Annotated in this window: 28 protein-coding genes; 12 read left to right on the top strand and 16 right to left on the bottom strand. The window is 73.8% G+C overall.

The genetic code is table 11. From position 1 onward, the window contains the following. Positions 1-72 precede the first annotated feature (72 nt). Both DFQ13_RS08385 and DFQ13_RS35925 read left to right on the top strand, forming a co-directional pair. Entirely contained in the window at positions 73-834 is a 762-nt protein-coding gene (locus DFQ13_RS08385; RefSeq protein WP_035279404.1) for an alpha/beta fold hydrolase, read from the top strand. Between the two features lie 68 nt (positions 835-902). Next, positions 903-1,904 (top strand): mechanosensitive ion channel family protein, encoded by a 1,002-nt coding sequence (locus DFQ13_RS35925; RefSeq protein ID WP_219994340.1) that lies wholly within the window; start codon positions 903-905, stop codon positions 1,902-1,904. Between the two features lie 14 nt (positions 1,905-1,918). Here the strand turns inward: DFQ13_RS35925 and DFQ13_RS08375 are convergent, their stop codons facing one another. Next, positions 1,919-2,386 carry a DUF3592 domain-containing protein gene (locus DFQ13_RS08375; protein ID WP_052020772.1) on the bottom strand — a complete coding sequence of 156 codons (468 nt, stop codon included), beginning with the start codon at positions 2,384-2,386 and terminating at the stop codon, positions 1,919-1,921. Positions 2,387-2,479: 93 nt separating this feature from the next. Between DFQ13_RS08375 and DFQ13_RS08370 the strand changes: the two genes are divergently transcribed. After that, the gene (locus DFQ13_RS08370) at positions 2,480-3,817 is read left to right on the top strand and encodes a hypothetical protein (protein ID WP_110079436.1); all 1,338 of its coding nucleotides are present in this window, start codon (positions 2,480-2,482) and stop codon (positions 3,815-3,817) included. After that, on the top strand, positions 3,814-4,671 hold the full coding sequence (locus DFQ13_RS08365; RefSeq protein WP_110079435.1) for a hypothetical protein: 858 nt from the start codon (positions 3,814-3,816) through the stop codon (positions 4,669-4,671). Before DFQ13_RS08370 ends, DFQ13_RS08365 begins: the two co-directional genes overlap by 4 nt. A gap of 90 nt (positions 4,672-4,761) precedes the next feature. Here DFQ13_RS08365 and DFQ13_RS08360 read toward each other — a convergent pair whose 3' ends face one another. Beyond that, positions 4,762-5,637, bottom strand: coding sequence for a 1,4-dihydroxy-2-naphthoate polyprenyltransferase (locus DFQ13_RS08360; protein ID WP_035279600.1), 876 nt, complete (start codon positions 5,635-5,637; stop codon positions 4,762-4,764). Between the two features lie 135 nt (positions 5,638-5,772). On the opposite strand from DFQ13_RS08360, the gene DFQ13_RS33665 reads away from it, so the two are divergent. Then, complete coding sequence (locus DFQ13_RS33665) at positions 5,773-5,922, top strand: hypothetical protein (RefSeq protein WP_181399898.1); 150 nt, start codon at positions 5,773-5,775, stop codon at positions 5,920-5,922. Between the two features lie 185 nt (positions 5,923-6,107). On the opposite strand, the gene DFQ13_RS08355 is transcribed toward DFQ13_RS33665, so the two are convergent. Next, the gene (locus DFQ13_RS08355) at positions 6,108-7,199 is read right to left on the bottom strand and encodes an FAD-dependent monooxygenase (RefSeq protein WP_110079434.1); all 1,092 of its coding nucleotides are present in this window, start codon (positions 7,197-7,199) and stop codon (positions 6,108-6,110) included. A gap of 80 nt (positions 7,200-7,279) precedes the next feature. Here DFQ13_RS08355 and DFQ13_RS08350 point away from each other — a divergent pair, with 80 nt between their 5' ends. Beyond that, the gene (locus DFQ13_RS08350; protein ID WP_110079433.1) at positions 7,280-8,206 is read left to right on the top strand and encodes a TetR/AcrR family transcriptional regulator C-terminal domain-containing protein; all 927 of its coding nucleotides are present in this window, start codon (positions 7,280-7,282) and stop codon (positions 8,204-8,206) included. Here the strand turns inward: DFQ13_RS08350 and menE are convergent. Then, on the bottom strand, positions 8,120-9,259 hold the full coding sequence (gene menE / locus DFQ13_RS08345; RefSeq protein WP_110079432.1) for an o-succinylbenzoate--CoA ligase: 1,140 nt from the start codon (positions 9,257-9,259) through the stop codon (positions 8,120-8,122). The genes DFQ13_RS08350 and menE overlap by 87 nt on opposite strands. An 80-nt stretch (positions 9,260-9,339) precedes the next feature. Here menE and DFQ13_RS08340 point away from each other — a divergent pair, with 80 nt between their 5' ends. Both DFQ13_RS08340 and DFQ13_RS08335 read left to right on the top strand, forming a co-directional pair. Next, the gene (locus DFQ13_RS08340; protein WP_035279399.1) at positions 9,340-9,735 is read left to right on the top strand and encodes a VOC family protein; all 396 of its coding nucleotides are present in this window, start codon (positions 9,340-9,342) and stop codon (positions 9,733-9,735) included. A gap of 3 nt (positions 9,736-9,738) precedes the next feature. Then, on the top strand, positions 9,739-10,638 hold the full coding sequence (locus DFQ13_RS08335) for an arylamine N-acetyltransferase family protein (RefSeq protein ID WP_110079431.1): 900 nt from the start codon (positions 9,739-9,741) through the stop codon (positions 10,636-10,638). 10 nt (positions 10,639-10,648) lie between these two features. On the opposite strand, the gene DFQ13_RS08330 is transcribed toward DFQ13_RS08335, so the two are convergent. Next, complete coding sequence (locus DFQ13_RS08330; protein ID WP_110079430.1) at positions 10,649-11,560, bottom strand: 1,4-dihydroxy-2-naphthoyl-CoA synthase; 912 nt, start codon at positions 11,558-11,560, stop codon at positions 10,649-10,651. Positions 11,561-11,632: 72 nt separating this feature from the next. Between DFQ13_RS08330 and DFQ13_RS08325 the strand changes: the two genes are divergently transcribed. Together DFQ13_RS08325 and menD are read left to right on the top strand one after the other, a co-directional pair. Further along, positions 11,633-12,934 carry a hypothetical protein gene (locus DFQ13_RS08325; protein ID WP_035279395.1) on the top strand — a complete coding sequence of 434 codons (1,302 nt, stop codon included), beginning with the start codon at positions 11,633-11,635 and terminating at the stop codon, positions 12,932-12,934. 420 nt (positions 12,935-13,354) lie between these two features. Continuing rightward, a complete protein-coding gene (gene menD / locus DFQ13_RS08320) occupies positions 13,355-15,046 on the top strand; it encodes a 2-succinyl-5-enolpyruvyl-6-hydroxy-3-cyclohexene-1-carboxylic-acid synthase (protein WP_110079429.1) in 1,692 nt (563 codons plus the stop codon). 1,422 nt (positions 15,047-16,468) lie between these two features. Here the strand turns inward: menD and DFQ13_RS08315 are convergent. The 6 genes from DFQ13_RS08315 to DFQ13_RS08290 all read right to left on the bottom strand — a co-directional run bounded on the left by DFQ13_RS08315 (position 16,469) and on the right by DFQ13_RS08290 (position 20,126). Beyond that, the gene (locus tag DFQ13_RS08315) at positions 16,469-16,897 is read right to left on the bottom strand and encodes a hypothetical protein (RefSeq protein WP_052020768.1); all 429 of its coding nucleotides are present in this window, start codon (positions 16,895-16,897) and stop codon (positions 16,469-16,471) included. Between the two features lie 2 nt (positions 16,898-16,899). Further along, positions 16,900-17,790, bottom strand: a complete 891-nt coding sequence (locus DFQ13_RS08310) for a WXG100 family type VII secretion target (protein WP_110079428.1) — start codon at positions 17,788-17,790, stop codon at positions 16,900-16,902. Next, positions 17,790-18,125, bottom strand: a complete 336-nt coding sequence (locus DFQ13_RS08305) for a hypothetical protein (protein WP_035279389.1) — start codon at positions 18,123-18,125, stop codon at positions 17,790-17,792. Before DFQ13_RS08305 ends, DFQ13_RS08310 begins: the two co-directional genes overlap by 1 nt. Positions 18,126-18,228: 103 nt before the next feature. Then, entirely contained in the window at positions 18,229-19,314 is a 1,086-nt protein-coding gene (gene cds1 / locus DFQ13_RS08300; protein WP_110079427.1) for an L-cysteine desulfhydrase Cds1, read from the bottom strand. Between the two features lie 56 nt (positions 19,315-19,370). Next, positions 19,371-19,640, bottom strand: coding sequence for a DUF4229 domain-containing protein (locus tag DFQ13_RS08295; protein ID WP_035279384.1), 270 nt, complete (start codon positions 19,638-19,640; stop codon positions 19,371-19,373). A gap of 9 nt (positions 19,641-19,649) precedes the next feature. Continuing rightward, complete coding sequence (locus DFQ13_RS08290) at positions 19,650-20,126, bottom strand: Lrp/AsnC family transcriptional regulator (protein WP_035279383.1); 477 nt, start codon at positions 20,124-20,126, stop codon at positions 19,650-19,652. Positions 20,127-20,326: 200 nt separating this feature from the next. Between DFQ13_RS08290 and DFQ13_RS08285 the strand changes: the two genes are divergently transcribed. Further along, positions 20,327-20,539, top strand: a complete 213-nt coding sequence (locus tag DFQ13_RS08285) for a BldC family transcriptional regulator (protein WP_035279382.1) — start codon at positions 20,327-20,329, stop codon at positions 20,537-20,539. An 83-nt stretch (positions 20,540-20,622) separates the two neighbouring features. Further along, positions 20,623-20,817, top strand: coding sequence for a hypothetical protein (locus DFQ13_RS08280; RefSeq protein WP_035279381.1), 195 nt, complete (start codon positions 20,623-20,625; stop codon positions 20,815-20,817). Between the two features lie 62 nt (positions 20,818-20,879). Here DFQ13_RS08280 and DFQ13_RS08275 read toward each other — a convergent pair whose 3' ends face one another. The 5 genes from DFQ13_RS08275 to DFQ13_RS08255 all read right to left on the bottom strand — a co-directional run bounded on the left by DFQ13_RS08275 (position 20,880) and on the right by DFQ13_RS08255 (position 26,408). Then, the gene (locus DFQ13_RS08275; protein WP_110079426.1) at positions 20,880-22,370 is read right to left on the bottom strand and encodes a MinD/ParA family ATP-binding protein; all 1,491 of its coding nucleotides are present in this window, start codon (positions 22,368-22,370) and stop codon (positions 20,880-20,882) included. Positions 22,371-22,487: 117 nt separating this feature from the next. Further along, positions 22,488-23,456 (bottom strand): c-type cytochrome biogenesis protein CcsB, encoded by a 969-nt coding sequence (ccsB, locus tag DFQ13_RS08270; protein ID WP_035279379.1) that lies wholly within the window; start codon positions 23,454-23,456, stop codon positions 22,488-22,490. Continuing rightward, complete coding sequence (resB, locus tag DFQ13_RS08265; protein WP_084175346.1) at positions 23,456-24,949, bottom strand: cytochrome c biogenesis protein ResB; 1,494 nt, start codon at positions 24,947-24,949, stop codon at positions 23,456-23,458. The genes ccsB and resB overlap by 1 nt, the downstream gene beginning before the upstream one ends. 38 nt (positions 24,950-24,987) lie before the next feature. After that, a complete protein-coding gene (locus DFQ13_RS08260) occupies positions 24,988-25,758 on the bottom strand; it encodes a cytochrome c biogenesis CcdA family protein (RefSeq protein WP_035279375.1) in 771 nt (256 codons plus the stop codon). A 77-nt stretch (positions 25,759-25,835) separates the two neighbouring features. Next, on the bottom strand, positions 25,836-26,408 hold the full coding sequence (locus tag DFQ13_RS08255) for a TlpA family protein disulfide reductase (protein WP_110079425.1): 573 nt from the start codon (positions 26,406-26,408) through the stop codon (positions 25,836-25,838).

Raw genomic sequence — 26,408 nt, 5'->3', positions numbered from 1 at the left:
ATCGGGACTGGCGATCGGGACTGGCGATCGGGACTGGCGGGATTGTCGGTGGGGTGCGGGAGGCTGGGCGCCATGGCGAAGGTGCGTTCGGCGGACGGTGTCGGGGTCGAGTTCGACGTGGTGGGGTCGGGGCCGCCGGTGGTGCTGGTCGGCGGGGCGTTCATGGACGCCGGGTCGACCGCGGGGTTGGCGGCCGGGCTGGCCGGGGAGTTCAGCGCGGTCAGCTACCACCGGCGCGGGCGCGGCGGCAGCGGGGACGCGCCGGGGTACGCCGTGGAGCGGGAGTTCGAGGACCTCGCCGCGGTGGTCGGGGCCGTCGGCGGGAGCGCGCGGCTCTACGGGATGTCCTCGGGCGGGGTGCTGGTGCTCAAGGCCGTGGCGGCGGGGGTGCCCGCGGAGCGGGTCGCGGTGTACGAGCCGCCGTTCGGCGCCGGGTCGCCGACCTACGCCGAGGAGCAGGAGGCCCGGATCGCCGCGGGCGACCGGGAGGGCGCGGTGGTGGCGTTCCTGGAGGTGACCGGGATGCCCGCGGAGGCGGTCGACGCCGTGCGCCGCGGCCCGGCCTGGGGCCACCTGGTGGGCATGGCGCACACGCTGCCCTACGACGGGCGGGTCGTCGGTGACGGTTCGGTGCCGGACCTGTCCGCGGTCGCCGTCCCCGCCCTGGTCTGCCACGGCGGTGCCAGCCCGGAGGCCCTGGTGCGCGGCGCCCGGGCCGCCGCGGCGGCGCTGCCGGACGTCACCGTCGCCGTGCTGCCGGAGCAGACCCACCAGGTCGAGGAGGGCGTGCTGGCCCCGGTGCTGCTCGACTTCTACCGTGGGCTGACCCCCTGACGCGTGGTCCGCGTGTACGCCCCCGAACCCCGGGTAGGCCCCTGGTCCGTGACGGAAAGGGGAAGGCTGTGACGTCGACATCGACCGTGGCCGCCGTGGACTTCGGGAGCGGCCTGTCCCAGGCGTGGCAGGTGGTGGCCACCTCCGCGCCCAGGCTGCTCGGGTTCCTGCTCGTCCTGGTGATCGGATGGTTCGTGGCGAGGCTCCTGGCCAAGGCGGTCAACGCCGTCCTGGAGCGGGTCGGGTTCGACCGGGTCGTCGAGCGCGGCGGGGTCAAGACCGCGCTGGCCAGGTCGGAGTACGACGCCTCGGACGTCATCGCCAAGCTCGTCCGCTACGCGGTCCTGCTGATCACCCTGCAGCTCGCCTTCGGCGTGTGGGGCAGCAACCCGGTCTCGCAGCTCCTCGGCGATATCGTGGCGTGGCTGCCCAGGGCCGCCGTGGCGATCGTCATCGTCGTGGTGGCCGCGGCCATCGCCAAGGCCGCCAAGGACTTCATCACCAATGCGATGGGCGGGCTGTCCTACGGCAAGGTCGTGGCCACCGCCGCCTCGGTGTTCGTCGTCGGGCTCGGGGTGATCGCCGCGCTGAACCAGGTCGGCGTCGCCACCACCGTCACCACCCCCGTCCTCATCACCGTCCTGGCCACCATCGGCGGCATCGCGGTCATCGGCGTCGGCGGTGGTCTGATCAAGCCGATGCAGCAGCGCTGGACCCGGTGGCTCGACCGGGCCGAGCAGGAGATCCCCCGGATGCGCGAGCAGGTGGAGGCCAACACCGCCCGCAGGCAGGCCGAGCAGCAGCGCGCCGCCTACTACCAGCAGGGGTTCGCCCACGCGGCCCACGGCGCCCACCCGACCCAGTCCGTTCCCGCGGGGCCGCCCCGGCAGAGCCAGTACCCGCCGGAGCAGCCGTACGGCCAGGGCCAGTTCACCCAAGACTGGCCTGCGCAGCCCGGGTACCACCAGGGCACCATCCCCCAGCAGCCCACGGGCGGGCGGCAGGTGCCGCAGCAGTACGCACCCCAGCACTTCCCCGCCCCGGACGACCACCGGCCGAACCGGTACTGATCAGCGCGGGACCGTCACACGCGGATGCGGCGCGGCAGCAGCGGGCGGATGTGCAGCGGGCCCCGGCTGCGCAACCACCAGACCAGCCCGCCGACGACCAGCCACCCGACCAGCAGGGTGGTGCTCACCGGCAGCACGGTCAGCGTCGCGCCGCGACCGGCGACCCGCACCAGGTCCGGGTTGCCCTGGTCGTACTCCACCCGCACGACCTGCCCCTCCTCCAGCGCCTCGGGGTAGAGAACGCCCCCCGACGGGGTGTGCTCGGCACCGTCGGGGGTCTGGAAGCGGACCAGGGTGCGGCCGAAGGCCACGCTGACCACGTCGGCGTTGGCCCGGCCGGTGTCGGACTCGATCGCCGAGTCCTCGGTGAAGGCGCCGATGACCAGGAGCAGGCCGAGGACGGTCAGCAGCCCGGCGACACCGATCGCCACGATCGCGGTCGTGCGGCGGACCGGCTGGGAGCGATCGGGCTCGGCTGTCACACGACGAGCGTAGCGGGATGACCGGCGGTGACCGGTCGCGTGCGCTATGGGTGGTTTGCGCCGGTCCGGGGGCGCACTGCCTATGCTCTCTCGGTGGCGAAGGGTGAGAGCGCGCGGCGGGACACGACCCTGGTCGTCCTGGTGGTGCTCCTGCTGTTCAGCACGCCGTTCGTCATCGCGGGCATCAGGTTCCTGGCCACCCACGGCGGTGAGCCCCCGGTCTCCGCCCCGGCGACCACCACGACCACCGCCGCGGACGCGCCGATCCCCTGGACCGCCGAGGAGGCCGTGCGGGCGCTGGCGGACGACCACGTCGCCCGGCTCCCCGGCGCCCCCGCCGTCGTCGACGAGGGCCGGGTGCGCCCGGAGCTGGAGCGGGCGGGCTGGAAGCTGCTACTGCTGCCGTTCTCCGGCACCGACAGCCGCGACCGCCACCGCGACGAGCTCCGCAGGTTGCGGGACGAGCACGGCGGGGACCGGCTGGTCGTGGTGAGCGGCCTGCGGGTGGAGGTGGGGCGCAGCCACCGGTTGATCGGACCGGAGAACATGGCCGAGGTCGCGGCCGTCCTCGGCACCGCCGACCTGACCGAGTCCGTGCTGACCGCGCTGGCCGAGGACCGCCCGCACGCCGAACCCGCCGCCCCGGTGCCCGCCGAGGCCGCGCAGGTCGAGCGGGTCGCCGCCGACCTCGCCGCCCGCTCGGTGCACACCGGCCCCGGCGTGCCCGCCGCCGAGGAGGACGAGCGGTGGTCGCGGGCCGGGCCGGACCTGGCGGTGCGGATCGCCGTGCTGCCCGCGGGTCCGGCCACCGACCTCGTCCACCGCCTGGGCGCCCGCTTCCCGCGCGACCTGGTGGTCGTCGTCCGCGGGCGCTGGGTGGACATGGCGGGCCCGGAACCCGACGTCGCCCGCACCGCCCGCGACGCCTACTACGGGCAGAACTTCTTCCGGCTCGCCGAGTGGGGCCCGGACCCGCTGCGACTGGGGTCGCTGCTGGTCGAGGAAGTCGGCGGGACCAGGGCGGCCCGGGCTGCCGCCCTGGTCGCCCCGTCGGCCGACGCGGGCCCGCCGGCCTGGGCGACGGCGGTGGCGCCGTGGGCGTTCGCCGGTGCGGCGGTGCTGCTGGTCGGGGTGCCGGTCGCGCTGCGCCACCGCCCGTCCCGGCTGCGGCGGGAGCGGGCGGTGGCCGAGCGGGTCGCCCGGAACCGGCTCGCCGCCGAGGTCACCGCCCTGGCCGGCGAGATCGCCCGGCTCGACGGCCTGGCCCGCGACGGCCGGGCCGCCGACCTGGTCACCAGCGCCACCGAGCGGTACGGCGCGGCCAGGGACCTGCTCGCGGCGGACGGCGACCTGCCGACCGCGCGGGGGGCGGCGCGGACCGCGCGGGACCAGCTCACCGAGGCCGCGGGGTTGCTGGGGGTGGCGCCGTGAGCGCGCGGGCGGGGTGGGTGGTGCCGCGCCGCTGGCTGGTCGCGCTGGGCGTGGCCGCGGTGGTGTTCCTGAGCTGGGCGGACCTGCTGCTGCTGTTCTCACCGGCGCGGTCGGCGGTGGCGGCGCTGGACCGGGACGCGGTGTGGGTCGAGCCGGGGGTGGCGGGCGTCGACGCGGACGGGGTCCGGCGGGCGTTCGGGGAGCGCCCGCTGACCATGGTGGTCGTCGCCGCCGGGTCACCGCTCGCCGCGGACGAGTCCGAGAGCTGCGCGGCCGTCACCGACGCCATCGACGGCATCGTGAACGTCCTGGTCGTCGACGGCCGGTTCGAGCACGGCTGCGAGAGCGACGACCTGCCGCTCACCACCGACCGCTTCGGCTGGGACTTCGCCAACTGGACCGCCTACGACAACACCACCCAGTTCCTCCGCCACGACCACCGGGCCATGGCCGAGCAGCTCGCCGCGATGTACGACAACGACCTCGCCCGCGGCAAGCTGCTGCGCGAGGTCCGCGCGTTCCACTCCCCGGCGTACCGCCACCTGCTCCCCGTCGCCCTGGTCGGCGCCGTCGTGGTGGGCGTGCACGGCGGCGCCGGGCTGCTGGAGCGCGGCCTCGCCCGCCTCGACGACCGGCGGCGCGAGCGCGCGGCGTGGCGGGAGCGCCGGGCGGACCTGGGGGCCGAACTGGCCCTGGTCGCCGCGCGGATGGTCCACCTCCCCCCGACCCCGGAACTCGGCGACCTGTCCCGCGACTACCTCCGCGCCCTGTCCGACTGGGAGACCGCCCGCCCCGGCACCTCCCTGTCCGAGGTGGAGGCCCGCGTGCGCGGGCTCCGCGAACGGGTGCGCTGACCGGTGCACGCGCGGCGGTGGGTGCCGGGGCGGTCGTCGTGCCTGCGCCGGCCTCCCGGGCGGGAGCGGGGGCGCGGGCGGGCTTGACGGCTACCGGGCGAGGGCGAGGACGGCGGTGGTGACGGCCGCCCAGAGCAGCATCGCCAACCCGGTCTGCTTCAACACGGGGATCAGGTTGAGCCCGGTCTCCTTGCCCAGCACCAGCTTCAACCCAGGGACCACCAGCACAACCGCCACGACCCCCACCAACGCCCACGGCGTCCACAACACCAGCGCCACGCTCACCAGGAACGGCAGCACCACCAGGGCGGCGTAGAGGACCCGGGTCCGCTCCTCCCCGAGCCGCACCGCCAGCGTGTTCTTCCCCGCCACCCGGTCGGTCGGCACGTCCCGCAGGTTGTTCGCCACCAGCACGGCCGCGGAGAACCCCCCCATCGCCACCGCCCCGCCGACCCCGACCCAACTGACCCGCCCGGTCTGCACGTACTCGGTCCCCAACACCGCGAACACCCCGAAGAACAGGAAGACCGCGACCTCCCCCCACCCGGAGTACCCGTACGGCTTGTCCCCCCCGGTGTAGAACCAGGCACCCGCGATGCTCACGGCCCCCAGCAACAGCAGCCACCAGTAGCCCGACAGCGCCACGAGCACCAACCCCGCCACCGCCCCGATCCCGAAGCAGGCGAACGCCGCCCCCTTCACCGACCCCGGCGTGGCCACCCCCGACCCCACCAACCGCAACGGCCCCACCCGATCGGCATCGGTCCCCCGAACCCCGTCGGAGTAGTCGTTGGCGTAGTTCACCCCCACCTGCAACGACAACGACACCACCAACGCCAACACCGCCCGCCCCCACGAAAACCCACCCCCGGCGACGGCGGCCCCCGCCCCCACCAACACCGGTGCCACGGAGTTCGGCAACGTCCGCACCCGCGCGCCTTCGATCCACTCCGCCACAGTCGCCATGCCACCATCTTCACCGATGGCGACGACGACCCCGACCACGGGTGGCCACCGTTGCGCCCATCCGACGCTCCACGGGATTCCCCGCCCGCCACACCGCCGCGCGGACCGTGGGGGGCGCTCGGTTCGATGAGTGTGGTGGCGGTTGGCACGCCGGTCCCGGCGAAGCGGCAGGAGCGGGCCAGGGCGAAGTGCCTGGAGCGGATGGTCACCGAGCTGCACGACTGGGGCGTGGAACTGCTGATGATCGAAGCCCGCACCGCCCAGCTTCCATCACACTACGTGTGAGCACGCCGACAGGGCACACTCGAGCACGTTGGCGAGGGCTGGGGGTCGATACCGGTCGCGTGGTGTGGCGGATCGAGACATCGGGTTCGACCGCGCGGTCATGGGCGACGAGGACGTGCTCGGCGGCCGTGCCGTAGTGCAGCGGGGCGGTCGGCGAGGGTGGCCACGGCGAGGTCCACGTGTTCCTAGTACGCCTTGAGGTCGATGGCGTCCACCGCTTTGCGCATGGCCTCCGGGGGCGGCGGGGCGCCCTGGTGCTCGGTGGCGAGGGCCTGGTTGAGCCGCACGTACTCGCGCATCGCCGACTCGTACCCGGCGAGGCCACCCCCGTGGGCCAGTTCGCCCGCCAGCACGTACGCGCCGACCAGGGCCAGGCTGGTGCCCTGCCCGGACAGCGGGGACGGGCAGTGCGCGGCGTCCCCGAGCAGGCCGACCCGGCCGCGCGACCAGGTGTCGAGGTGGACCTGGCTCATGGTGTCGCAGTAGAAGTCCGGCGCGGTCCGCATGGCCTCGACCAGGGCGGGGGTTTCCCAGCCGCCGCCCGCGAAGGCCTCGGCGACCAGGGTGCGCTGGGCGTCGGGGTCGCGGGGCAGGTCGGTGCAGTGCCAGCCCATGACCACCCGGGCCTCGGCGTTGGCGCGGGCGCTGTAGACGCCGACCATGCCCGCGTCGCTGCTGTGGAAGACCTGCCAGCGGTCGAGGCCGAAGGTGTTGGGGGTGCTGAACACGGCCAGCGCCACGCCGAGGTGGTGCGGGGGGACCTCGCCGAAGGCCAGGGAGCGGACCCGGGAGTGCAGGCCGTCGGCGCCGATGACCAGGTCGAAGCGGCGGGGGGCGGAGCGCTCGAAGTGGACCAGCACGCCGTGGTCGTCCTGGTCGAGGGCCGTGATCGTGTCGCCGTAGAGGTATTCAGCCGGGGCGGCGCGGACCAGGATCTCGGACAGGTCGTCGCGGAGGACCTCGATGTCGGGGCCGTCGACCGGGCCGCCGGTGAAGGTCTCGCCCTCGGTGCGGGACAGCTCGGCGCCCCCGGCGTCCACGTAGGACGTGCCGAGGGTGCCGGTGCGGGCGGCGCGGACCTCGGCGAGCACGCCCATGCGGTCGAGCACCTCGACGGCGGGGCCGCGGACGTCGACGGCCTGGCCGCCCGGTCGCGGTGCCGGGGCGCGCTCGACGACGGTCAGGGCGAAGCCGTGGTGGCGCAGCCAGTACGCGAGGGCGGGTCCGGCCACACCCGCGCCGGACACCAGAACCGTGTGTACGTCGTATGCTGTCATGGCGAGCAACGTACACAGCGTTTCCGCAGGTCACAACTAGTACAGTCGCTCCTGCTGTACTAGTACAGGGAGGGTGGGACATGGACGCGCCGTACCTGGTCATCGCTGCGGAGATCCGGCGGCGGGTGGCCGACGGGGAGCTGCGGCCGGGTGACCGCGTGCCCTCCACCAGGGAGATCACCCGGGAGTGGGGGGTGGCCCTGGCGACCGCGACCAAGGCCCTGGCCGCGCTGCGGCGCGAGGGCGTGGTCGAGGCGCTGCCGCGGATCGGCACGGTGGTCGCGGCCGGGGTGCCGGTGCGCAGGCGCGAACCGGAGCTGTCACGGGGCCGGATCGTCGAGGTGGCCGTGGAACTGGCCGACGCCGAGGGGCTGGCGGCGCTGTCCATGCGCGGGATCGCCGCCCGGCTCGGCGTGGCGACGATGGCGCCGTACCGGCACGTCGCGGGCAAGGACGAGCTGGTGCTGCTGATGATCGACCACGCCCTGGGCACCGTGCCGCTGCCCGACACCGCTCCCCCGGACTGGCGCACGGGGCTGGAAGTCGCCGCCCGGGCGCAGTGGGCGGTCTACCGGCGCCACCCCTGGCTGGCGCACGCGCTCTCGCTGACCCGGCCGCAGCTCCTGCCGAACGCGGTGGCCCACTCGGAGTGGATGCTGCGCTCGCTCGACGGCCTGGGCCTGGCGCCCGCGGTGGCGTTCCAGGTGTACGTCACGGTGTTCAACCACGTGCGCGGCACCGCGGTGAACCTGGAGTGGGAGCGGGAGGCGGAGAGCGCGTCCGGGCTGACCGACGAGCAGTGGATGGACACCCAGTCGACCGCGCTGCGGGCGGTGCTGGCCACCGGCCGCTTCCCGGCGTTCGCCCGCACGGTGGCGGGCGGGGTCGACCTGGAGCTGGACGAGCTGTTCGACTTCGGCCTACAGCGCCTCCTCGACGGCATCGGCGGCCACCTCGCCGAGCAGCGCGGCGACGGCGGCGCGGTCGACCTTCCCGGGCCCGCGTAGCGGCAGCCCGGCCACCACCCGCACCCGCTTCGGCGCGGCCACCGGCCCCAGCTCCGCGCGCACCGCGGCCACGAGCCCCCGCACGTCGACGGTCCCGGAGGCGACCACCGCGGCGGCCACCGACTGCCCCCACTCGGGGTCGGGCAGGCCGACGACGCAGGCCTCCAGCACCCCGGGGCACCCGGTCAGCACCCGCTCGACGGCGGCGGGCGGCACCTTCTCCCCACCGGTGTTGATCACGTCGTCGGCCCGGCCGAGGACGGTGAGCACCCGGCCGTCGAACGCGCCGAGGTCGTTGGTGCGGAACCAGCCGCCCGCGAAGGCGGGGTTGCCGGGGTCGAGGCGGTAGCCCGAGGCCAGGGTCGGCCCGGCAAGCTGGACCAGGCCGTCGGCGGTGCGCACGCGCACGCCGTCGAGGGGGACGCCGTCGTAGACGCAGCCGCCCGAGGTCTCGCTCATGCCGTAGGTGGTGCGGACGCGGACGCCCTCGGCGCGGGCGCGGTCGAGCAGGGCGGGCGGGGTGGCGGCACCGCCGACCAGCACCCCGTCGAAGGCGCGCAGCGCGGCCAGGGCGGCACCGCCCTCGGTGAGCAGCCGGGTGAGCTGGGTCGGCACCAGCGCGGTGTAGCGGGGGCCGTCGGCGGCGAGCACGTCCGCCGCCGACTCCACGAACACCCGACCGCGGAAGCTCCCCGGCGGCAGCACCGACAGCGGGGTCGCGGCCAGCAGCGAGCGCACCACGACCTGCACCCCGGCGATGTGGTGGGCGGGCATGGCCAGCAGCCAGGTCCCCGGCCCGCCCAGCCGGGCGTGCGTGGCCCCGGCGGAGGCGCGCAGCGCCGCGGCGGGCAGCAGCACCCCCTTGGGCGCACCGGTCGACCCGGACGTCCGCACGATCAGCGCGGTGCCCGGCTCCACCGGCAGGTCCGGCCGCATCGCCGCGGCCGACTCCCCCGCCGCAAGGGGCAACACAGCGGGCCCGGTGCCGTCCAACGCCGCCCGCAGCGGCCCGACCAGGGGACCGGGACCACTGGCCAGTTCGACCACTCGCATGCGCCTCATCCTTCCAGCAGAACGGTCCCTGCCCCTACGCTGCGACGGACCCGCTCACCCGGTCGAGAGGACTCCACACCATGTCGCAGAAGGTCTCCACCTTCCTGATGTTCCAGGGGCAGGCGGAAGAGGCGCTGACCTTCTACGCGGACCTGTTCGCCGAGGCCGAGCTGCTGGCGCTGACCAAGTGGCCCGCGGGCGGGCCGGGCAAGGAGGGCACGGTGCAGCAGGCCGTGCTGCTCCTGGGCGGTCAGACCATCCTCGCCAACGACAGCACCGTCGAGCACGACTTCACCTTCACCCCCTCCACCTCCCTGTTCGTGCAGTGCGACTCCGAAGAGGAGATCGACCGCGTGTACGCCGCCCTGGCCGAGGGCGGCAGCGAGCTGATGCCCCTGGCCGACTACGGCTTCAGCCGCAGGTTCGGCTGGACCAACGACCGCTTCGGCGTGTCCTGGCAGCTCAACCTCGCCTGAGCCGTGCCGCAGCGCACCTGGCGCCGCCCCCTCGACGAGGGCCTGCGCGACGCGTACCTGACCCGGCTCGGCTTCGCGAGCCCGCCGCCACCCACCCTCGACACCCTGCGCGCCCTGCACCGCGCGCAGATCGAGGGCGTGCCGTACGAGGTCGTGTGGATCGCCCTGCGCGAACCGCGGACCGTCGAACCCCTCGACTCGATGGGCTACCTGGCCTCCGGTCGCGGCGGCTACTGCTACCACCTCAACGGCGCCCTGGCGGTGCTGCTGGACTGGCTCGGTTTCGACACCCACCTGCGCGTCGGCGGCGCGCAGGGCCGCAACGACCCGGTGGCCCCCGGCGCCACCGGGTCGCACATGGTCATCGAGGTGCACGGCCTGCCCGCCCCCGAGTGCGCGGGCGGCCGCTGGTTCGTCGACACCGGCCTCGGCGACGGGCTGCGCGACCCGCTGCCGCTGGTGCCCGGCGACCACCGGGCCGACCCGTTCCGGTTCCGGCTGCGCCCCTCGGACGTCGTCCCCGGCGGTTGGCGCTTCGACCACGACCCTCGCGGTGCGTTCGCCGGGATGGACTTCGCTCCCTCCGAGGCCAGTATCGCCGACTTCACCGACAAGCACCGCGAGTTGTCCACAGCCCCCGATTCGGGGTTCGTCCGCACCGTCACCCTGGCCCGCCGCGAGGGGCGGGTGATCCACGAACTGCGCGGCCTGGCGCTGCAGACGGTCGCCCCGGGCGGCGAGGACTCCTCGGTCCTCACCGCCCGCGCCGACTACTTCGCCGCCCTGGCCGACCTGTTCCGGCTACCACTGTCCGATGTGGACGAGAGCAGGCGCGGGGTGCTGTGGAACCGGCTGCGCGAGGACCACGAGCGCTACCTCCTCGCGCAAACCGGTTCCCAATAGCAGCCGGTTCTCAGTAGTAGTAGGGGAAGCGGGACCAGTCGGGGTCGCGCTTCTCCAGGAACGCGTCGCGGCCCTCCACGGCCTCGTCGGTCATGTAGGCGAGGCGGGTGGTCTCCCCCGCGAACACCTGCTGCCCGACCAGGCCGTCGTCGATGGCGTTGAAGGCGTACTTGAGCATCCGCTGCGCCGTGGGCGACTTGCCGTTGACCTCCCGCGCCCACTCCAGCGCGGTCGCCTCCAGCTCCGCGTGCGGCACGGCCTGGTTCACCGCGCCCATCGCCACCATGTCCTCGGCGGTGTAGGTGCGGCCGAGGAAGAAGATCTCCCTGGCGAACTTCTGCCCCACCTGCCGGGCCAGGTACGCCGAGCCGAACCCGCCGTCGAAGCTGCCCACGTCGGCGTCGGTCTGCTTGAACCGGGCGTGCTCGGCGCTGGCGAGGGTGAGGTCGCAGGTCACGTGCAGGCTGTGCCCGCCGCCCGCGGCCCACCCGGGGACCACGGCGATGACCACCTTGGGCATGAACCGGATCAGCCGCTGCACCTCCAGGATGTGCAGCCGCCCGGCGCGGGCCGGGTCGACCGTCTCCGAGGTGTCGCCGCTGGCGTACTGGTAGCCGGTGCGGCCGCGGATGCGCTGGTCGCCGCCGGAGCAGAACGCCCAGCCGCCGTCCTTGGCCGAGGGCCCGTTGCCGGTGAGCAGCACGCAGCCGACGTCGGAGCTCATCCGCGCGTGGTCCAGCGCCCGGTACAGCTCGTCGACGGTGTGCGGGCGGAAGGCGTTGCGCACCTCCGGCCGGTCGAACGCGATGCGCACCGCGCCGGTGCCCACCGCCCGGTGGTAGGTGATGTCGGTGAAGTCGAACCCGGCGACCTCGGTCCACTGCGCCGGGTCGAACAACTCGGAAACCTCGCGATCAGCCACGCGCCCGAGGATGCCCGACGCCCTGTGGACAGCCGTTCGCGGGGTTGCGGGTCGGCGTGTAAAGCTGGACCCGTGCACGACCTGGACTCCGCGCTGGACGTGATCCGCGCGCGGGACGACACCGCGGCGAAGCACGCACACGCGCTCTGGCACGTGATGCGGGCCACCGCCGCGCACCCGACCAAGGTCACCCGCTACGACGTGCAGCAGATGGTGTGGCGCACCCTGCCCGGCGCCCACCACAGCCCCGGCGGCGAGGGCGCCTTCGACGACCTGCACCAGACCTGCGAGTCCTTCGCCGAGCTGCTGTTCCTGCTCGGGCACGAGGAGTACGCCGGGCTGTGCCGCTCGGCGGTCACGCACGAGATCCTCGACGCCGCCGCCGACCGGCCGCGCTACCGGGAGCTGGTGGCCGCGGCGTGGGCGGCCTCGGGCGTGTGGCCGCCGGACACCCCCGTGCTGAGCTGGGCCGACGACGGCGGGCCGGTCGAGACCGCCCTGCACGCCGCCTGCGGCAGGCTGCTGGAGGAGGCCGTCGACCAGGGCACGCTGCCCGCCGACGGCAGCGGCGAACCGATGCGGGTCGGCCTGGTGATGCGCCTGCTGACCAGCCCGGAGTCCGAGGGCGAGGAGTCCTGGTTCGCCCGGCTGCTCGACGAGCGCCTCGACGCCTGGTTCACCCGCCGCGGCAGCCAGACCCGCCGCGAGATGCTGGTGCGGCTGCGGCCGGAGGTCCGCCGGGCCCCGGAGACCACCGAGGAGCGGCTGCCCGCCCTGACCGTCCTGCTGGAGTCCTGCCGGGGCGCGGGGGCGAGGCTGACCGGCAGCGGCTACCTGCCCACGGCCCTGGTGGCGACGCTGGTGGAGGTCATGCCCGCCTGCCGGGGCGGTGCGGGCACCGGCCGCAGCGAGTCGCAGTGGCCCCCGGTGGCCCTGCTGCGCGAACTGGCCGAGCGGATGGACCTGCTCACCCGCGAGGGCGGCAGGCTCCGCCTCACCGACCAGGGCGCCGCCCTCATCGGCGACGCCGACTCACTGCTGATGACCGTCGGCGAACGGCTGGTGACGAGGGAGCGGACGGCACTGGGCGCGGTCCAGGAGGTCGTGTTCGCGGCCCTGCTGCTCGAGGAGCGCATGGCACCGGCCAGGGTGTTCGAGAAGATCGCGTTCGTCCTGGCCGAGGAGGGCTGGTCGGGCGAACCGGGCCCCGCCAACGCCACCGAACTGGGCGAGCGCTTCCTGCGCAGGCTGTGGGTCCTCGAAGCGGTGGACGCCGACCCGACCGGCCGCCGAGTGGCCCTGACCGACGCGGGCCGGGCCCTGGCCCGCTGGTCCCTGCGGGCCAGGGTGCTGTTCCCGGCCCGAGCGGAATGAGGCGGCCGTGCCGAACCCGCCCACCCGCATGACCACCCCGCGAGCCACCCCCGCGAACCCGACCACCACACCGGCAGGCCCGTGGGTCGCCGAGGTGGACCCGGCCGCAGGTGCGGGCACCACGACGACCGGCCTGCGGGCCGCCGAAGCCAACCGAGCCGCCACCGCGATGACCGGGCCACCGGCCGCGAACACGCGCCCCACCACCGCCCCGACAGGCCGCACCCAGGCCGCGAACACGCGCCCGACAGCCCTGGCAAGCCGCACACGGGCCGCGAACGCACGTCCGGCCGCCGTTCCGGCGGGTCGCGGCTGCCCGCCGCCGGGTGACGCGGTGATCGACCCAGCGCCGCGGTGGGTGGCGGGTGGGCGGGTACCGCGAGCCCGGGTGCCGAGAGGCGATGAGGGAATGGAGTTGTGGTGAACCCGTCCACCGCGATGGCCACCGTGGTGGTCGACGAACTGGTGCGCAACGACGTGCGGCAGGTGGTGCTGTGCCCGGGGTCGCGCAACGCGCCGTTGAGCCTGGCGCTGCACGAGGCGGCGGTGGCGGGGCGGGTGACGCTGCACGTGCGGGTGGACGAGCGGTCGGCCGGGTTCGTGGCGCTGGGGTTGGGGCGGGCGACCGGGCGGCCCGCGGCGGTGGTGTGCACGTCGGGGACGGCGGTGGCGAACCTGCACCCGTCGGTGCTGGAGGCGCACCACTCCGGGGTGGGGTTGCTGCTGATCACCGCGGACCGGCCGCCGGAGCTGCACGGCAGCGGCGCGAACCAGACCATCGACCAGCGCGGCATCTTCGGCAGCGCGGCGGTGGCGGTGGACTTCCCGGTGGCCGAGCGGCGGACCGGGCAGAACCCGGTGTGGCGCGGGCTGGTGTGCCGGGGGGTGGCGCGCGCGGAGACCGGCATCCCGGTGCAGCTCAACATCCCGTTCCGCGAACCCCTGGTGCCCACCTTCGGCGACTCGTGGCCGGACGCGCTGACCGGGCGGCCGGGTGGGGCGCGGTGGACGACTTCGTCGGTACCGCGGTCGGTCCCGGACAACCGGGTCGACTTCCCGCTGCCCGCCCGGTCGGTGGTGGTCGTCGGCAGCGGCGACCCGGCGCGGGCCACGGCGGCGGCCAGGGTGGCGGCGCGGGCGGGCTGGCCGGTGGTGGCCGAACCGGTGGGCACCGCGGCGGCGCTCGCCGGTGGGGCGGCGGTGCTGCGCGGCGGGCCGCTGCTGCTGGGCACCGGCGCGCTCCCGCCGTCGCTGCGGCCGGAGGCGGTGGTCGTCGTCGGCAGGCCCACCCTGTCGCGCGGGGTGCGCGGGCTGATGGACCGGGTCGCGGTGTACGGCATCGGCGACCACCCGCAGTGGACCGACCCGCAGTACGTGGCCACCCACGTGCGCGGCTGGCTGGACGAGGACGACCTGCGCTGGGTCACCGACCACGACCCCACCTGGCTGCCGGTGTGGCGCGAAGCCGAACAGGCGGCGACCCTGGCGGTGGAGAAGCTGCTCGGTGAGGAAACCTGGCCCACCGGCCTGCACGTGGCCCGCGAGGTGCTGGAGGCACTCCCCACCGGCGCGTCCCTGGTCCTCGGCTCCTCGAACCCGGTCCGCGACCTGGACCTGGTCTCCACCCCCCGCCCCGACATCACCATCCACGCCAACCGGGGCGTGGCGGGCATCGACGGCAACCTCTCCACCGCGGTCGGCGTGGGCCTCGGCAGCACCGCCCCCGGCTACGCCCTGATGGGCGACCTGACCTTCCTGCACGACGCCAACGCCCTCCTCATCGGCCCCACCGAGCCCCGCCCCAACCTCTGCGCCGTAGTCCTCAACGACGACGGCGGCGGCATCTTCTCCCTCCTGGAACAGGGCGCCGCCGAGCACAAGAACGGCTTCGAACGCGTCTTCGCCACCCCCACCGGCGCCGACCTCGGCGCCCTGTGCGCGGGCTACGGCGTACCCCACACCCTGGTCACCACCCCAACCGACCTCCGCGCCGCCCTCACCCCCACCCCGGGCCTGCGGGTGGTCGAAGTCCGCGCCGACCGCGACCGCCTCCGCGACCTGCACGCCCGCCTCCGCGCCGCAGTCGGCGAAGCCGTGACCGCAGCGGTCTGACACCCCCCAGCCGCCCACCCGGCTCGCCCTCCACCCGGCCGGGCTGTCCGCGCCCGGCCACGCCATCCGCCTGCCGCTCACCCCGGTTGAGCGGGCTGACGCCCCGCCCGGGCTGGACCGAGCCGCCCGGAATGGGCCGAACCTGCCGGCTGAACCAGCCGGGATGGGCCCAGCCGAGCTGGCTGGGCTGGAGAGCTGGCAGAAGCAAACTGAACTGAGCCGGAGCGGCCCTGCCCTGCCCGGCTGGCAGGGCAGGGCCGGACAGAGCCGAGCCGGGCGGGGGAGCATCGGGCCGGGGACTGAGCCGGGCCAGGAGGCCGAGCAGGACCGGGCCAGGCCAGCCGGGCCGGGCCAGCCGGGCCGGGCGGGCCGGGCCAGCCGGGCCGGGCGGGCCGAGCCAGGCGGGGCCGGGCCAGGCAGAACCGGGCCGGACCGGGCCGAGCCGGGCCGGGCGGGGCAGGACCGGGCCGGGCCGAGCCGAGCCGGACCGAGCCGAGCCAGGCCGAGCCAAGCCGAGCCAAGCCGGGCCGGACCGAGCCGGACCGGACCGGACCGAGCCGGACCGGACCGGACCGGACCGGACCGGACCGGACCGAGCCGGACCGGACCGGACCGGACCGAGCCGGACCGGACCGGACCGAGCCGAGCCGGGCCGGGCCGGGCCGGACCGAGCCGAGCCGGGCCGGACCGGGCCGGACCGAGCCGGGCCAAGCCGGGCCGGGCCGGACCGAGCCGGGCCGGACCGGGCCGGACCGAGCCGGGCCAAGCCGGACCGGGCCGGACCGAGCCGGGCCAAGCCGGGCCGGACCGAGCCGGGCCAAGCCGGGCCGGGCCGGACCGAGCCGGGCCAAGCCGGACCGGGCCGGACCGAGCCGGGCCAAGCCAGGCCGGGCCGGGCCAGGCCGAGCCAAGCCAGGCCGAGCCAAGCCGGGCCAGGCCGGGCCAGGCCGAGCGGGGCAGGGCCGGGCGGGGCAGGGCCGAGCAGGGCAGCCCGGCTGGCAAGGGCGGGCTGAGCCGGAGCGACCAGTCCAGCCAGGCCGGGCCGATCGGCTTCTGTCCTTGTCGGAGAGTCGACCGCCCCGAGAACCGCCGGCCCGACCAAGCAACTGCCCGGGTGGGTGGATGTGTTTGGCCGGGGGTGGCGATCATGTGACAGCCTGCCTGGGCGGTGGGGCATCTTTTCAGCCCCACCCGGTCACACTGGAACACATGATCGCCATAGGGGCCCCGGCCAAACACATCCACCCAGCCGGGCACCACCCACCAAACGACCGGCGCTTGAACCCGGATGCGACCAAGCACTTCCCCGGCAAAGACCGGCAGCCGGACACGGCCAAGCACCTCAGCCCCAAGCCTCCAACGCTCACCCGACAAACCGAGAGCGGCCCACCCCAGGAGGCAGCCCGCTCTCGGCGTGAACGACTAGCGCCTGCGCATGATCGGACCGCTGAAGTCGTCCGGGTCGTCCTCCGGCGGAACCCCAGCGGCGATGATCTCGTTCAGCGTGTGCCCCTCCTCGATCAGGGCGTACGCCTGCCGCATCTGCGGGAGGCCCGCCTCCAGCGCCTCCTGGACCCCTTCCGCACCCGCGGCCCGGCCGCTCGTGATGTCGCGCCAGGTGAGTTCGCCCGCGTCGATGCGGGTTTGGAGGGCTCGTTGGGCGGGGGTGGCGTCCGGGCCCCGGTTGTGGGCCGAGATCAGTTCGATGTCCTCGTCCGTCAGCGTGGTTTCGGGGGTGTCGGCGAAGCGGGCGGCGGTTTCGGCGACCGTTGCGTCCAGGGCGGCGAGGGCGAGGTCCAGGTCGGCTTCGGCCTCGCGGAGTTGGACGTTCTTCCAGTTGTCGTCGGGCATGGTCAGCTCGCCGCCGGTTCCGGCTCGGGGGCGGGGGCCGGGACGGGGTTGCGTTCCTGCTGGTACTCGCCGTAGTGCTTGTTGGCCTTGTAGCCGTTCTTGCCCGCTGAGACGGCGCCCTTGGCGGTGGTCTTGAGGCCGCCCGCGGCTTGGTCCTTGCCCGCGTTGATGTCGTCGCGGGCGTCGGAGATGTCGTTGGCGGAGTTGATGGCGTCGTTGACGTTGCGGATGTCCTTGATCTTGCCGATGGCGCTGCCCAGGTCTTGGACGCCCTGCACGACGGCCTTGCAGCCCTCGATGATGGCCTTGATGCCGTTGATGATGGTCATGACCGCGTTGTAGATCTCGATGGCGTCGATCACCGTCTTGACCGCCTTGGCCCAGCCGACCACCGGGATGGGCAGCAGGGCGATGGCTTCCAGCAGTTTGTTGACCAGCTTCTTGATGAGCTTGAGCGCTTGGTCGCACGCCTTCTTCGACGCGTCGGCGACCTTGTCGAAGGCGGTGCCGACCAGTTTGGCGGCTTGGGCGTCGGCTTCGATCGCGACCGTCCACATGGTGCGGATGCGCATGGCGAAGGCGTCCGCCGCCGCGCCGTCCCAGTGGGGGTCGAGTTCGTCGAGGCCGGTGTTGAGGTTGTCGCGGACGGCCTGGAGGGCGTCGCAGACGTTGGTCCACTGCTTGCCGGTGGTGGCGATCTTCTCGAAGTCGCCGGTGATGGGGGCGATGAGGGAGGTGACGAGGTCGTCGCCGACGACCTTCTCCCAGATCCAGTTGACGACCTGGACCTGCACGCCCGCTTCGCTGATGGCGTCGGAGATGCTGGGGCCGCCCTGGAGGTTCGCCTCGTTGTTGAGGGCGGTGATCGGGTCGGCGGTGTCGGCGTAGCCCATCAGTTGCCCCCCACCGTCGGGATGTTCGACACGGTGTCCACAGTGGTCATCTTGGTGACGTTGGCGGCGTCCGCGCGGTCGTAGGCGTCCGCGGCGCCGGTGAGGGACTGGTGCAGCTCGGCCATCTTGTCGTGCCCGAACTTCAGCGTTTCCGCGTACAGGCCGACCGCCCCGTCGACCACCGGGACCAGCAGGGACAGCAGGCCGGTGAAGCCGCTGGTGTCGCCGCCCTTGTCCCTGGCGTGGCCCTCGATCGCCGAGAAGTGCCCGGCGTTGCGCTCCAACAATCCCGCGTACCCGCGCAACTGTGCTGTCTCGACCATGAACTCGCTCATCGCGGCTCCCCACCACTCCCGTGCCTGACCCCGGGGTTGACGGTCCGCGGCGGACACCGGTTCCGGACTCCGGTGGTGCTTTTCCAATGCGAATCGGAACCGGTCACCACTCGCCGGTGCGCAGGAACTCCTCCAGCGACGCCAGGTGCGGGGTGATGTCGATGCCGTTGGCGGCGAGCCACGCGTCGTCGTAGTAGGTGTGCGAGTAGCGTTCGCCGCCGTCGCAGAGCAGGGTGACGACGCTGCCCGCGCGCCCGGCCGCGCGCAGTTCCGCGATGACCTGGAACGCGCCGCACAGGTTGGTGCCGGTGGACCCGCCGACGCGCCTGCCCAGGACCCGCTCGGCCAGCCGGGCGGCGGCGATGGACGCCGCGTCGGGCACCTTCACCATGCGGTCGACGACCTGCCCGAGGAACGACGGCTCCACGCGGGGCCGCCCGATGCCCTCGATCCGCGAGCCGCACCCGCCGGTCAGGTCCGGGTCGGCGTCGCGCCAGGCGTCGAAGAACACCGAGTTCTCCGGGTCGACCACGGCCAGCCGGGTGCCGAGCCTGCGGTAGCGGATGTAGCGGCCGATGGTGGCGCTGGTGCCGCCGGTGCCCGCCCCGACGACCACCCAGTCCGGTTCCGGGTGCGGTTCCAGCGCCATCTGCTGGAAGATCGACTCGGCGATGTTGTTGTTGCCGCGCCAGTCGGTGGCCCGCTCGGCGTGGGTGAACTGGTCGAGGAAGTGCCCGTCCAGTTCGTCGGCCAGCCTGTGCGCCTCGGTGTACATCTCGCCCGGGGAGTCGACGAAGTGGCAGCGGCCGCCCTCGCGCTCGATCAGGCGGATCTTCTCCGGGCTGGTGGTGCGCGGCATGACGGCGATGAACGGCAGCCCGAGCATCCTGGCGAAGTAGGCCTCGGAGACCGCGGTGGAGCCCGAGGACGCCTCGATCACCGGGGTGCCGCCGACGATCCAGCCGTTGCAGATGCCGTAGAGGAACAGCGAGCGGGCGAGGCGGTGCTTGAGCGAGCCGGTGGGGTGGGTGGACTCGTCCTTGAGGTAGAGCCGGACTCCCCACTCGGTCGGCAGCGGGAAGGGCAGCAGGTGCGTGTCGGCACTGCGGTTGGCGTCCGCCTCGATGATCCGGACGGCCTCGTTCACCCAGGCCCGCGTGCGCTCACTGCATCGGTCGACAGCCGTCATGAGCCGACACTATCGGCGTTTTGTCACCTTCCGAGCATGGCGAAGACCACGGGTGACTAGCCCCGGTCGCCGCGCAGTTCCGCGCGCAGGCGGTCGCGCTCGGCGTCGCGGTCCGCGCCGCGCTCGGCGAGGCCCGCGGTGACCCTGGCGTTCAGGCCGCGGAACAGCAGCAGGCCCAGCGGGAAGCCGACGACCAGGGCGATGGCCAGGCTGACCAGCAGCGGCAGGTCGAACCACAGCAGCACCCCGGCGACCACGGCCACCAGCGCGACCCTGGCCGCGGTGTACAGCACGATGTCGCGCCCCAGGTTCCGCCGCTCGTCCACGGCCCCAGGCTACCCGTCGGTCCGCGGGGTGGGTCCTTCGACGTCGGACACGTTGGGCCTGCCCTCGAAGCGGGTGGACAGGACGACCGTGGAGCGGGTGCGGGCGACGCCGTTGATCCGCCGCAGCCTGCCCAGGCTGCGCTCCAGCTCGTCGACGGTGGCGACCCGGACCTTGACCACGAACGCCTCGTCGCCCGCGACCCGGTAGCAGCTCTCCACCTCCGGCAGCTCGGCCAGCGCGGCGGCCACGTCCTCGTCGTCGGCGGTGTCGGTGGGGTGGATGCCGACCAGGGCGGTCACCCCCAGGCCGACGGTCATGGGGTCGACCACGGCGTGGTAGCCGGTGATGACCCCGGCGGCCTCCAGCTTGCCGACCCGTTCGTGCACCGCCGAGGCGGAGAGGCCGACCTGCCTGCCCAGGTCGGCGTAGGTGAGGCGGCCGTTGGTGCGCAGTGCGGCGATGATGCGGCGGTCCACGGTGTCCACGGTGAGGCAGCGTACGACGTCCGTCTCAGGGGGTGAACGGTGTCCGGATACAGCCGTTTTGTCCCTTACTACCTCTTTACCATTCCCCAACCGTTCGAGTACCCGATGGTCGAAGTGCCACGATGGTCCCGGTTTGGTCCGACGGTTCCCGCCGACCAGGCCCCCAGCCGAGTTCCAGCTCATCGAGGAGGGCGGCCCCAGTGACCGTTGCGCACGTCGGAGAACGCCTGCTGACCCCGGGCGAGGTCGCGGCCCTGTTCCGCGTCGACCCGAAGACCGTCACCCGCTGGGCCACCGCGGGCCGCATCGGTTCCATCAGGACCCCGGGCGGGCACCGCCGGTTCCGCGAGTCCGAGGTGCGGACGCTGCTGGCGGAGCTGACCACCGAGGCCAACGGCCCGGGCGGCCTCTGATCGGCGAATCGAGCGCCGCGCGGGACCCGCGAAAGCGACAAAGCGGCTAGCCTCGAACCCCCAGGGTTCGGAGGTGTCTCTCGATGATCTATCTGCTCGCCGTGGTCGGCGCCATCACCGTCGCCGTCCTGCTGTGGCGCGCGCTCGGACCGCAGCCCGCGGCCGTGGCGCCCCACCGCACGTCGGTGGCCCCGGATGACGACCCCGAGTTCCTGCGCGGACTCGACAAGCACCGGAAGAAGGACGGCAAGGACGACGGCACCCCGCCCGCGCCCTAGACCGGACACCGAGAGGAGGCCGTCCGCCGACGAATCCGGCGAACGGCCTCCCCGCGGCGTGGTCAACGCCTGCGGTGGGCCTCGTTCGGGAAGTCGTCGGCCACGGTGGCGGCCATCTCCAGGAGTGCGACCCGGGTGTCGGGCTGGAGGCGTTCGAGTTCGATCTCGGCGCCCTCCTCCAGGTGCGGGTCGAACGGGATGCGGCAGACCGCGCGGCAGCGCGCGCTGAAGTGCTGGGTGAGCTTGTCCAGGTCGACCGACCCGGACTTGGGCCGCACCGAGTTGATCACCGCGACCGAGCGGGACACCAGGTCCCGGTAGCCGTGCGCGTCCAGCCAGTCCAGCGTGGCCGAGGCGCTGCGGGCGCCGTCGACCGAGCCGGAGGAGACGATCACCAGCGAGTCGGCGATGTCGAGCACGCCCTTCATCGCCGAGTGCATGAGCCCGGTGCCGCAGTCGGTGAGCACGATGTTGTAGAAGTGCTCCAGCAGCGCCACCGTGCGCCGGTAGTCGTCCTCGCTGAACGCCTCGGACACGGCCGGGTCCTGCTCGGAGGCGAGGACCTCCAGGCGGCTGGGGCCCTGGGAGGTGTAGGCGCGGATGTCGCTGTAGCGGCGAATCCGGTTGGCGTCGCGCAGCAGGTGCCGCACGGTGGCCGTGGTCTCCAGCGGGATCTTCTGGCTCAGCGTGCCGCGGTCGGGGTTGGCGTCGACGGCGATCACCCGGTCACCGCGCAGCGACGAGTACGTCGAGCCCAGCGTGGTCGTGGTCGTGGTCTTGCCGACGCCGCCCTTGAGGCTCAGCATGGCGATCTTGTAGCAGCCGCGCAGCGGCTGGTTGACCCGGGCGATCAGCTCGCGGCGGTGCCGGTCGGCCGGGCTCTCGCCCACGTTGATCAGGTGCCCGCTGACCACGTAGACGGCCTTGCGCCAACCCGACTGCGGGGCGCGCTTGGCCTGCTTGAGCAGCCGCGCCGACGACAGCTCGTCGCTCTGCGGCGGCCCCATCGGCGCCTGCTGCGGCGGCGGTCCGTAACCGGTCGGGCCGCCCTGCGGGGGCATCCCGGGCTGCGGGTAGCCCTGCCCGTAGGCCAGCGGCTGCGGGCCGGAGGGGGTCGGTTCGCTGTAGTAGCCCGGCGGCGGGCCGGGCTGGTGCGGCCCGGGCACGGCGTGCGGGCCGGACTGCCCGGGACCGGGCATCGCGTGCGGACCCGACTGGCCAGGGCCGGGCACGGCGTGCGGGCCCGACTGGCCGGGACCGGGCACGGCGTGCGGGCCCGACTGGCCAGGGCCGGGCACGGGGTGCGGGCCGGACTGGTTCGGGCCGGGGACCCGGTGCGGACCGGATGCCTCGGGGAACGGGGTGTGGTCGGTGGCCGCGTCGTCGGTCAACGGGTCGTCCGCCTTCGGGGTGTCGGCCTTGTCGGCGAGTTCGGGGGCTGGGCCGAAGTCGTGGGTGTCGGTGTCGGCTTCGCGCGGCGGCCCGCTCCGGCCCACCGCGGACCCGCCACCGGGCCCCCAGGCCTGCTCGGACTCATCTTGGCGTCCAGTCACCCCTGCGACCCCTCCTGCCCGGCGTGCGAGCGGTCCCGCCCGACTCACGATGGCGACGGTAGTCGCTCGCGGCAGGCGCCACCGAAACGGGGGCTGTCCGCAACGCGCGCAAAACGGTTACGACGCGTACGAGTGCAGCCCGGAGATCACCAGGTTGATGAAGAACAGGTTGAACACGACCATGGCGAACGCGGTGGTGTTGACGATCGCCGCCCGGGTGCCGCGCCAGCCCGCGGTGGCCCTGGAGTGCAGGTACCCGGCGTAGACCACCCAGGCCACGAAGGCCACGGTCTCCTTGGGGTCCCAGCCCCAGAACCGGCCCCAGGCGGCCTCGGCCCAGATGGCGCCGCAGATGATGCCGAAGGTGTAGATCGGGAACGCGAAGATCGTGGTGCGGTAGGCCAGCCGGTCGAGGGTGTCGGCGTCGGCGAGCTTGGGGGCCAGGCGGGCGAACTTGGCCGGGTTGCGGTCGTGCGCGGCCTTGATCAGGTACAGCACGCTGAACACGCCGGGGACGAGGAACAGGCCGCTGGAGATGATCGCGGCGGAGACGTGGACGACCAGCCAGTAGGACCGCAGCGCGGGCTGCACCGGGCCCGCGTCGGTGTAGAGGACGGTGCCGCCGAGGAACATCAGGATGACGACCGGGGTCAGCACGAACACGCCCATGCGGCGGACGTCGAACTTGCGCATCAGCACGAGCCAGGTGATGACCGCGATGAGCATCGTGGCCATGCTGTACTCGTACATGTTGCCCCACGGGGCGCGCTGGGTGGCGACCCCGCGCAGCACCAGCGAGGCCAGGTGCAGCGCCACGCCGAGGACGGTCAGGGCCACCGCCGCGCGACCGGCGCGCTCGGCCCGGTCGCGCCGGGGGGCCGCCTCGACCCGGCCGTAGGCGGGGGTGTCGGTGCCCGCGGGCACCGGGCCGCCCGCGCCGACCAGCTCGCGGGCCGCCTCGGACTTCTTCGCGGTGCGGGTGAACGCCTGCTCGACGGCGTACCCGACCATCGCGAAGACGTAGACCAGCACGGCGGCGCGGAAGCACCAGTCGCTGTAGGTCGCCAGGGTCTCGTTGACCGCCATCAGGGTTCCCTCCTGGGAGTGCGCAGCGCGGCTGCGATCCTGCTGAACTCCTCGCCGTACCCCGCCTGGTCGGTCCGGGCGAGTCCGCCGACCGAGACCACGGTACGACCCGCGTCGTCCGGCGTCGCGCGCACCCACAGCCTGCGGCGCTTGATCGTCAGCGAGGTGCCCAGGCCCAAGATCATCGCCACGGCGAAGACGAGCACCCACACCTGCGTCGGGTCGTGCGAGACCTGGAGGTAGGCCCAGCGCTCGACGCCGTCGAACCGGACGGTGGTGCCGTCGTCGAGCCGGAGCTGACCGCCGACCTCCAGGTTCTGCCTGGCCACCCGGACCAGCCTGCCCTGGTCCACCAGCGACTGGTCCACCTCGAAGATGGACTGCCCCCGCCCGGAGTCGATGCCCAGGTCCCCGCGCAGCACGTCGACGGCCACCGCCGGGTCCTGGAGGTCGGGGTGGCCGGAGGTGAGCAGGGTGCCGTCGTACTGGGCGGTGGGGGCGAACAGGCCGGTGATCGCGATCTGGCTCTTGCGCCGCTGCTCGGCGTCGGTGGTCCCCGGCGGGTCGAACTTGGTCGCGCCCTGCGAGAGCAGGGTCTGCGGGTCGACCGTGCGCCACTGGATGGTCTGGGTGCGGCTCTCCCCGTTGGGGAAGGTGACGGTGAAGGTCGGCGCGTAGCCGTGGCCGAGCAGGTAGACCCGGTCGCCGACGACCCGCAGCGGCTCGTTGACCCGCAGGTCGTAGGGCCGCCAGGTGCCCGCGTCGAGGTCGGCGCCCGCCTGGTAGTCCATCCGCACGGTGAACTGCTCGGCCTGCCCGTCGGGGAAGTAGCTGACGTCGAGGTCGTCGACCCGCACGCAGAACGGGGTGAGATCGGTGCCGTCGACGCGCAGGCCGGGCCGGAAGGTGTCGTACCCGGCGGTGCCGGAGTTGCAGAACTCGGAGCCGTCGGCCAGCACGATGACCTGGCCCTCGTAGTTGAACATCTTGCCCAGGGCCAGGGCGACGATCAGCCCGAGCATGGCGAAGTGGAAGACGAGGTTGCCCAGTTCGCGCAGGTAGCCCTTCTCCGCGCTGAGGGTCTTGCCGCCGCCGTCCTCGTCGCGCTCGACGGTCCGCCAGCCGGACAGCCGCGCCTTGGCGTCGGCGATGACCGCGGCGGGCTCCTCGGGCAGCGTGGCCTGCGCGTGGTGCGGCATCCGGGCGAGGTTGCGCGGGGTGAGCACCGGCTGGGCGCGCATGGACCTGGCGTAGTCGACCGTGCGCGGCAGCAGGCAGCCGACGAGGGAGATGAACAGCATCAGGTAGATCGCGGAGAACCAGACGCTGGAGTAGACGTCGAAGAACTCCAGCCGGTCCAGCAGCGTGCCCCACCAGCCGTGGGCGGCGATGTAGTCCGCGGTGCGGGGCGGGTTGAGCGAGCGCTGCGGCAGCAGGGCGCCGGGCATCGCGGCCAGCGCCAGCAGGAACAGCAGGATCAGCGCCGTGCGCATCGAGGTGAGGCCGCGCCAGGTGTTGCGCAGGAAGGCGGTCACAGCGGCAGCTCGTAGTCGTTGACGACGGCGTCGCGCAGCCACCCGACCACATCGCCCCACACCCCGGTGACCAGCAGCACCCCGACGACGAACAGCAGCCCGCCGCCGAAGAGCTGCATCGCCCGGCCGTGGGCGCGCATCCAGGTGGTGGTGCGCACGGCCCACCGGGCGCCGAGGGCGATCAGCAGGAACGGCACCCCGAGGCCGAGGCAGTAGACCAGGACGAGCACGAACCCGCGGGCCGCGGTGCCGCCGGTGGCGGTGGCCAGGGACAGCACGCCCATCAGCGTCGGCCCGATGCACGGCGTCCAGCCGAGGCCGAACACCGCCCCGAGCACGGGGGCGCCGACCAGGCCCATCCTGGGCGTCCTGTGGATGCGGATGTCCTTCTGCATCCCGGGGACCAGGCCGATGAACACCAGCGCCATGGCGATGGTGACCACGCCGCCGACGCGTTGCAGGACGTCCTGGTTGATCAGGAGCGTGTCCGCCAGCCAGACGACGGTGCCGATCGTCGCGGCGAAGACGGCGGTGAACCCGAGGATGAACAGCGCCACCGCGCCCAGCACCCGGCCGCGGCCGGACTTGCGCTCCTCGTCGGCGGACACGGCCGGGGCCTCGGCGCCGACCAGGGCGGCGAGGTAGGCCAGGTAGCCGGGGACGAGCGGGACCACGCACGGCGAGGCGAAGGAAACCACGCCCGCCAGCAGCGCCACACCACCCGCCGCCAGGAGCGGGCCGGTGGTCACGAGCTCGGTGGCGTCCACGGAACCAGCGTAGGGATCGGCTGTCAGGGCCTGGTGAGCGCCCGGCCCTGGGGCGTCCTACCTCACACCGGGGGCGGTCAGGACTCGGCGGTGAGCTTGTCCAACTCGGCCCTGAGGTCGTCGGCCAGCAGGTCGCGCATGTAGGCGGCGGCGACCCGGCCCTGCTTGTCGATGAGGAAGGTGGCCGGGACGACCGCGCGCGGGTAGCCCTTGAGGGCCAGCAGGGTGCGGCCGGGCGGGTCGAAGATCGATGGGTAGGTCAGGCCGCGGTCGCGGACGAAGTCCTGCGGGACGTCGCGCTGGTTGTCGCGGAAGTTGATGCCCAGGACCTGCACGCCCTTGGGGCCGTAGTCGTCCTGGACCTTCTGGAGTTCCGGGGCCTCCGCGCGGCACGGGCCGCACCACTGGCCCCACACGTTCACCACGACCACCTTGCCGCGGTAGTCCGACAGCTTGAGCTGCTGCGACTCGTCCATCAGGCTCGGCCCGCTCAGCTCCGGCAGCGGCTTGCGGTCGGCGACGGGGTAGGTGATGTCGGTCTGCCCGCCGGGGGAGACGAAGACGAACTCGGTGTCGGTGGAGACCGCGTCCTTCTCCGCCGTGCAGCCCGCCAGGGCCAGCAGCAGCGCCACGACCGCGACCGCGCGCAC

It is taken from the genome of Actinokineospora spheciospongiae (genome assembly GCF_003182415.1).
Classification (GTDB): Bacteria; Actinomycetota; Actinomycetes; order Mycobacteriales; family Pseudonocardiaceae; genus Actinokineospora; species Actinokineospora spheciospongiae.
The sequence above is the reverse complement of the archived record's forward strand: the minus strand, read 5'-3'. Positions and strand labels throughout refer to the sequence as shown.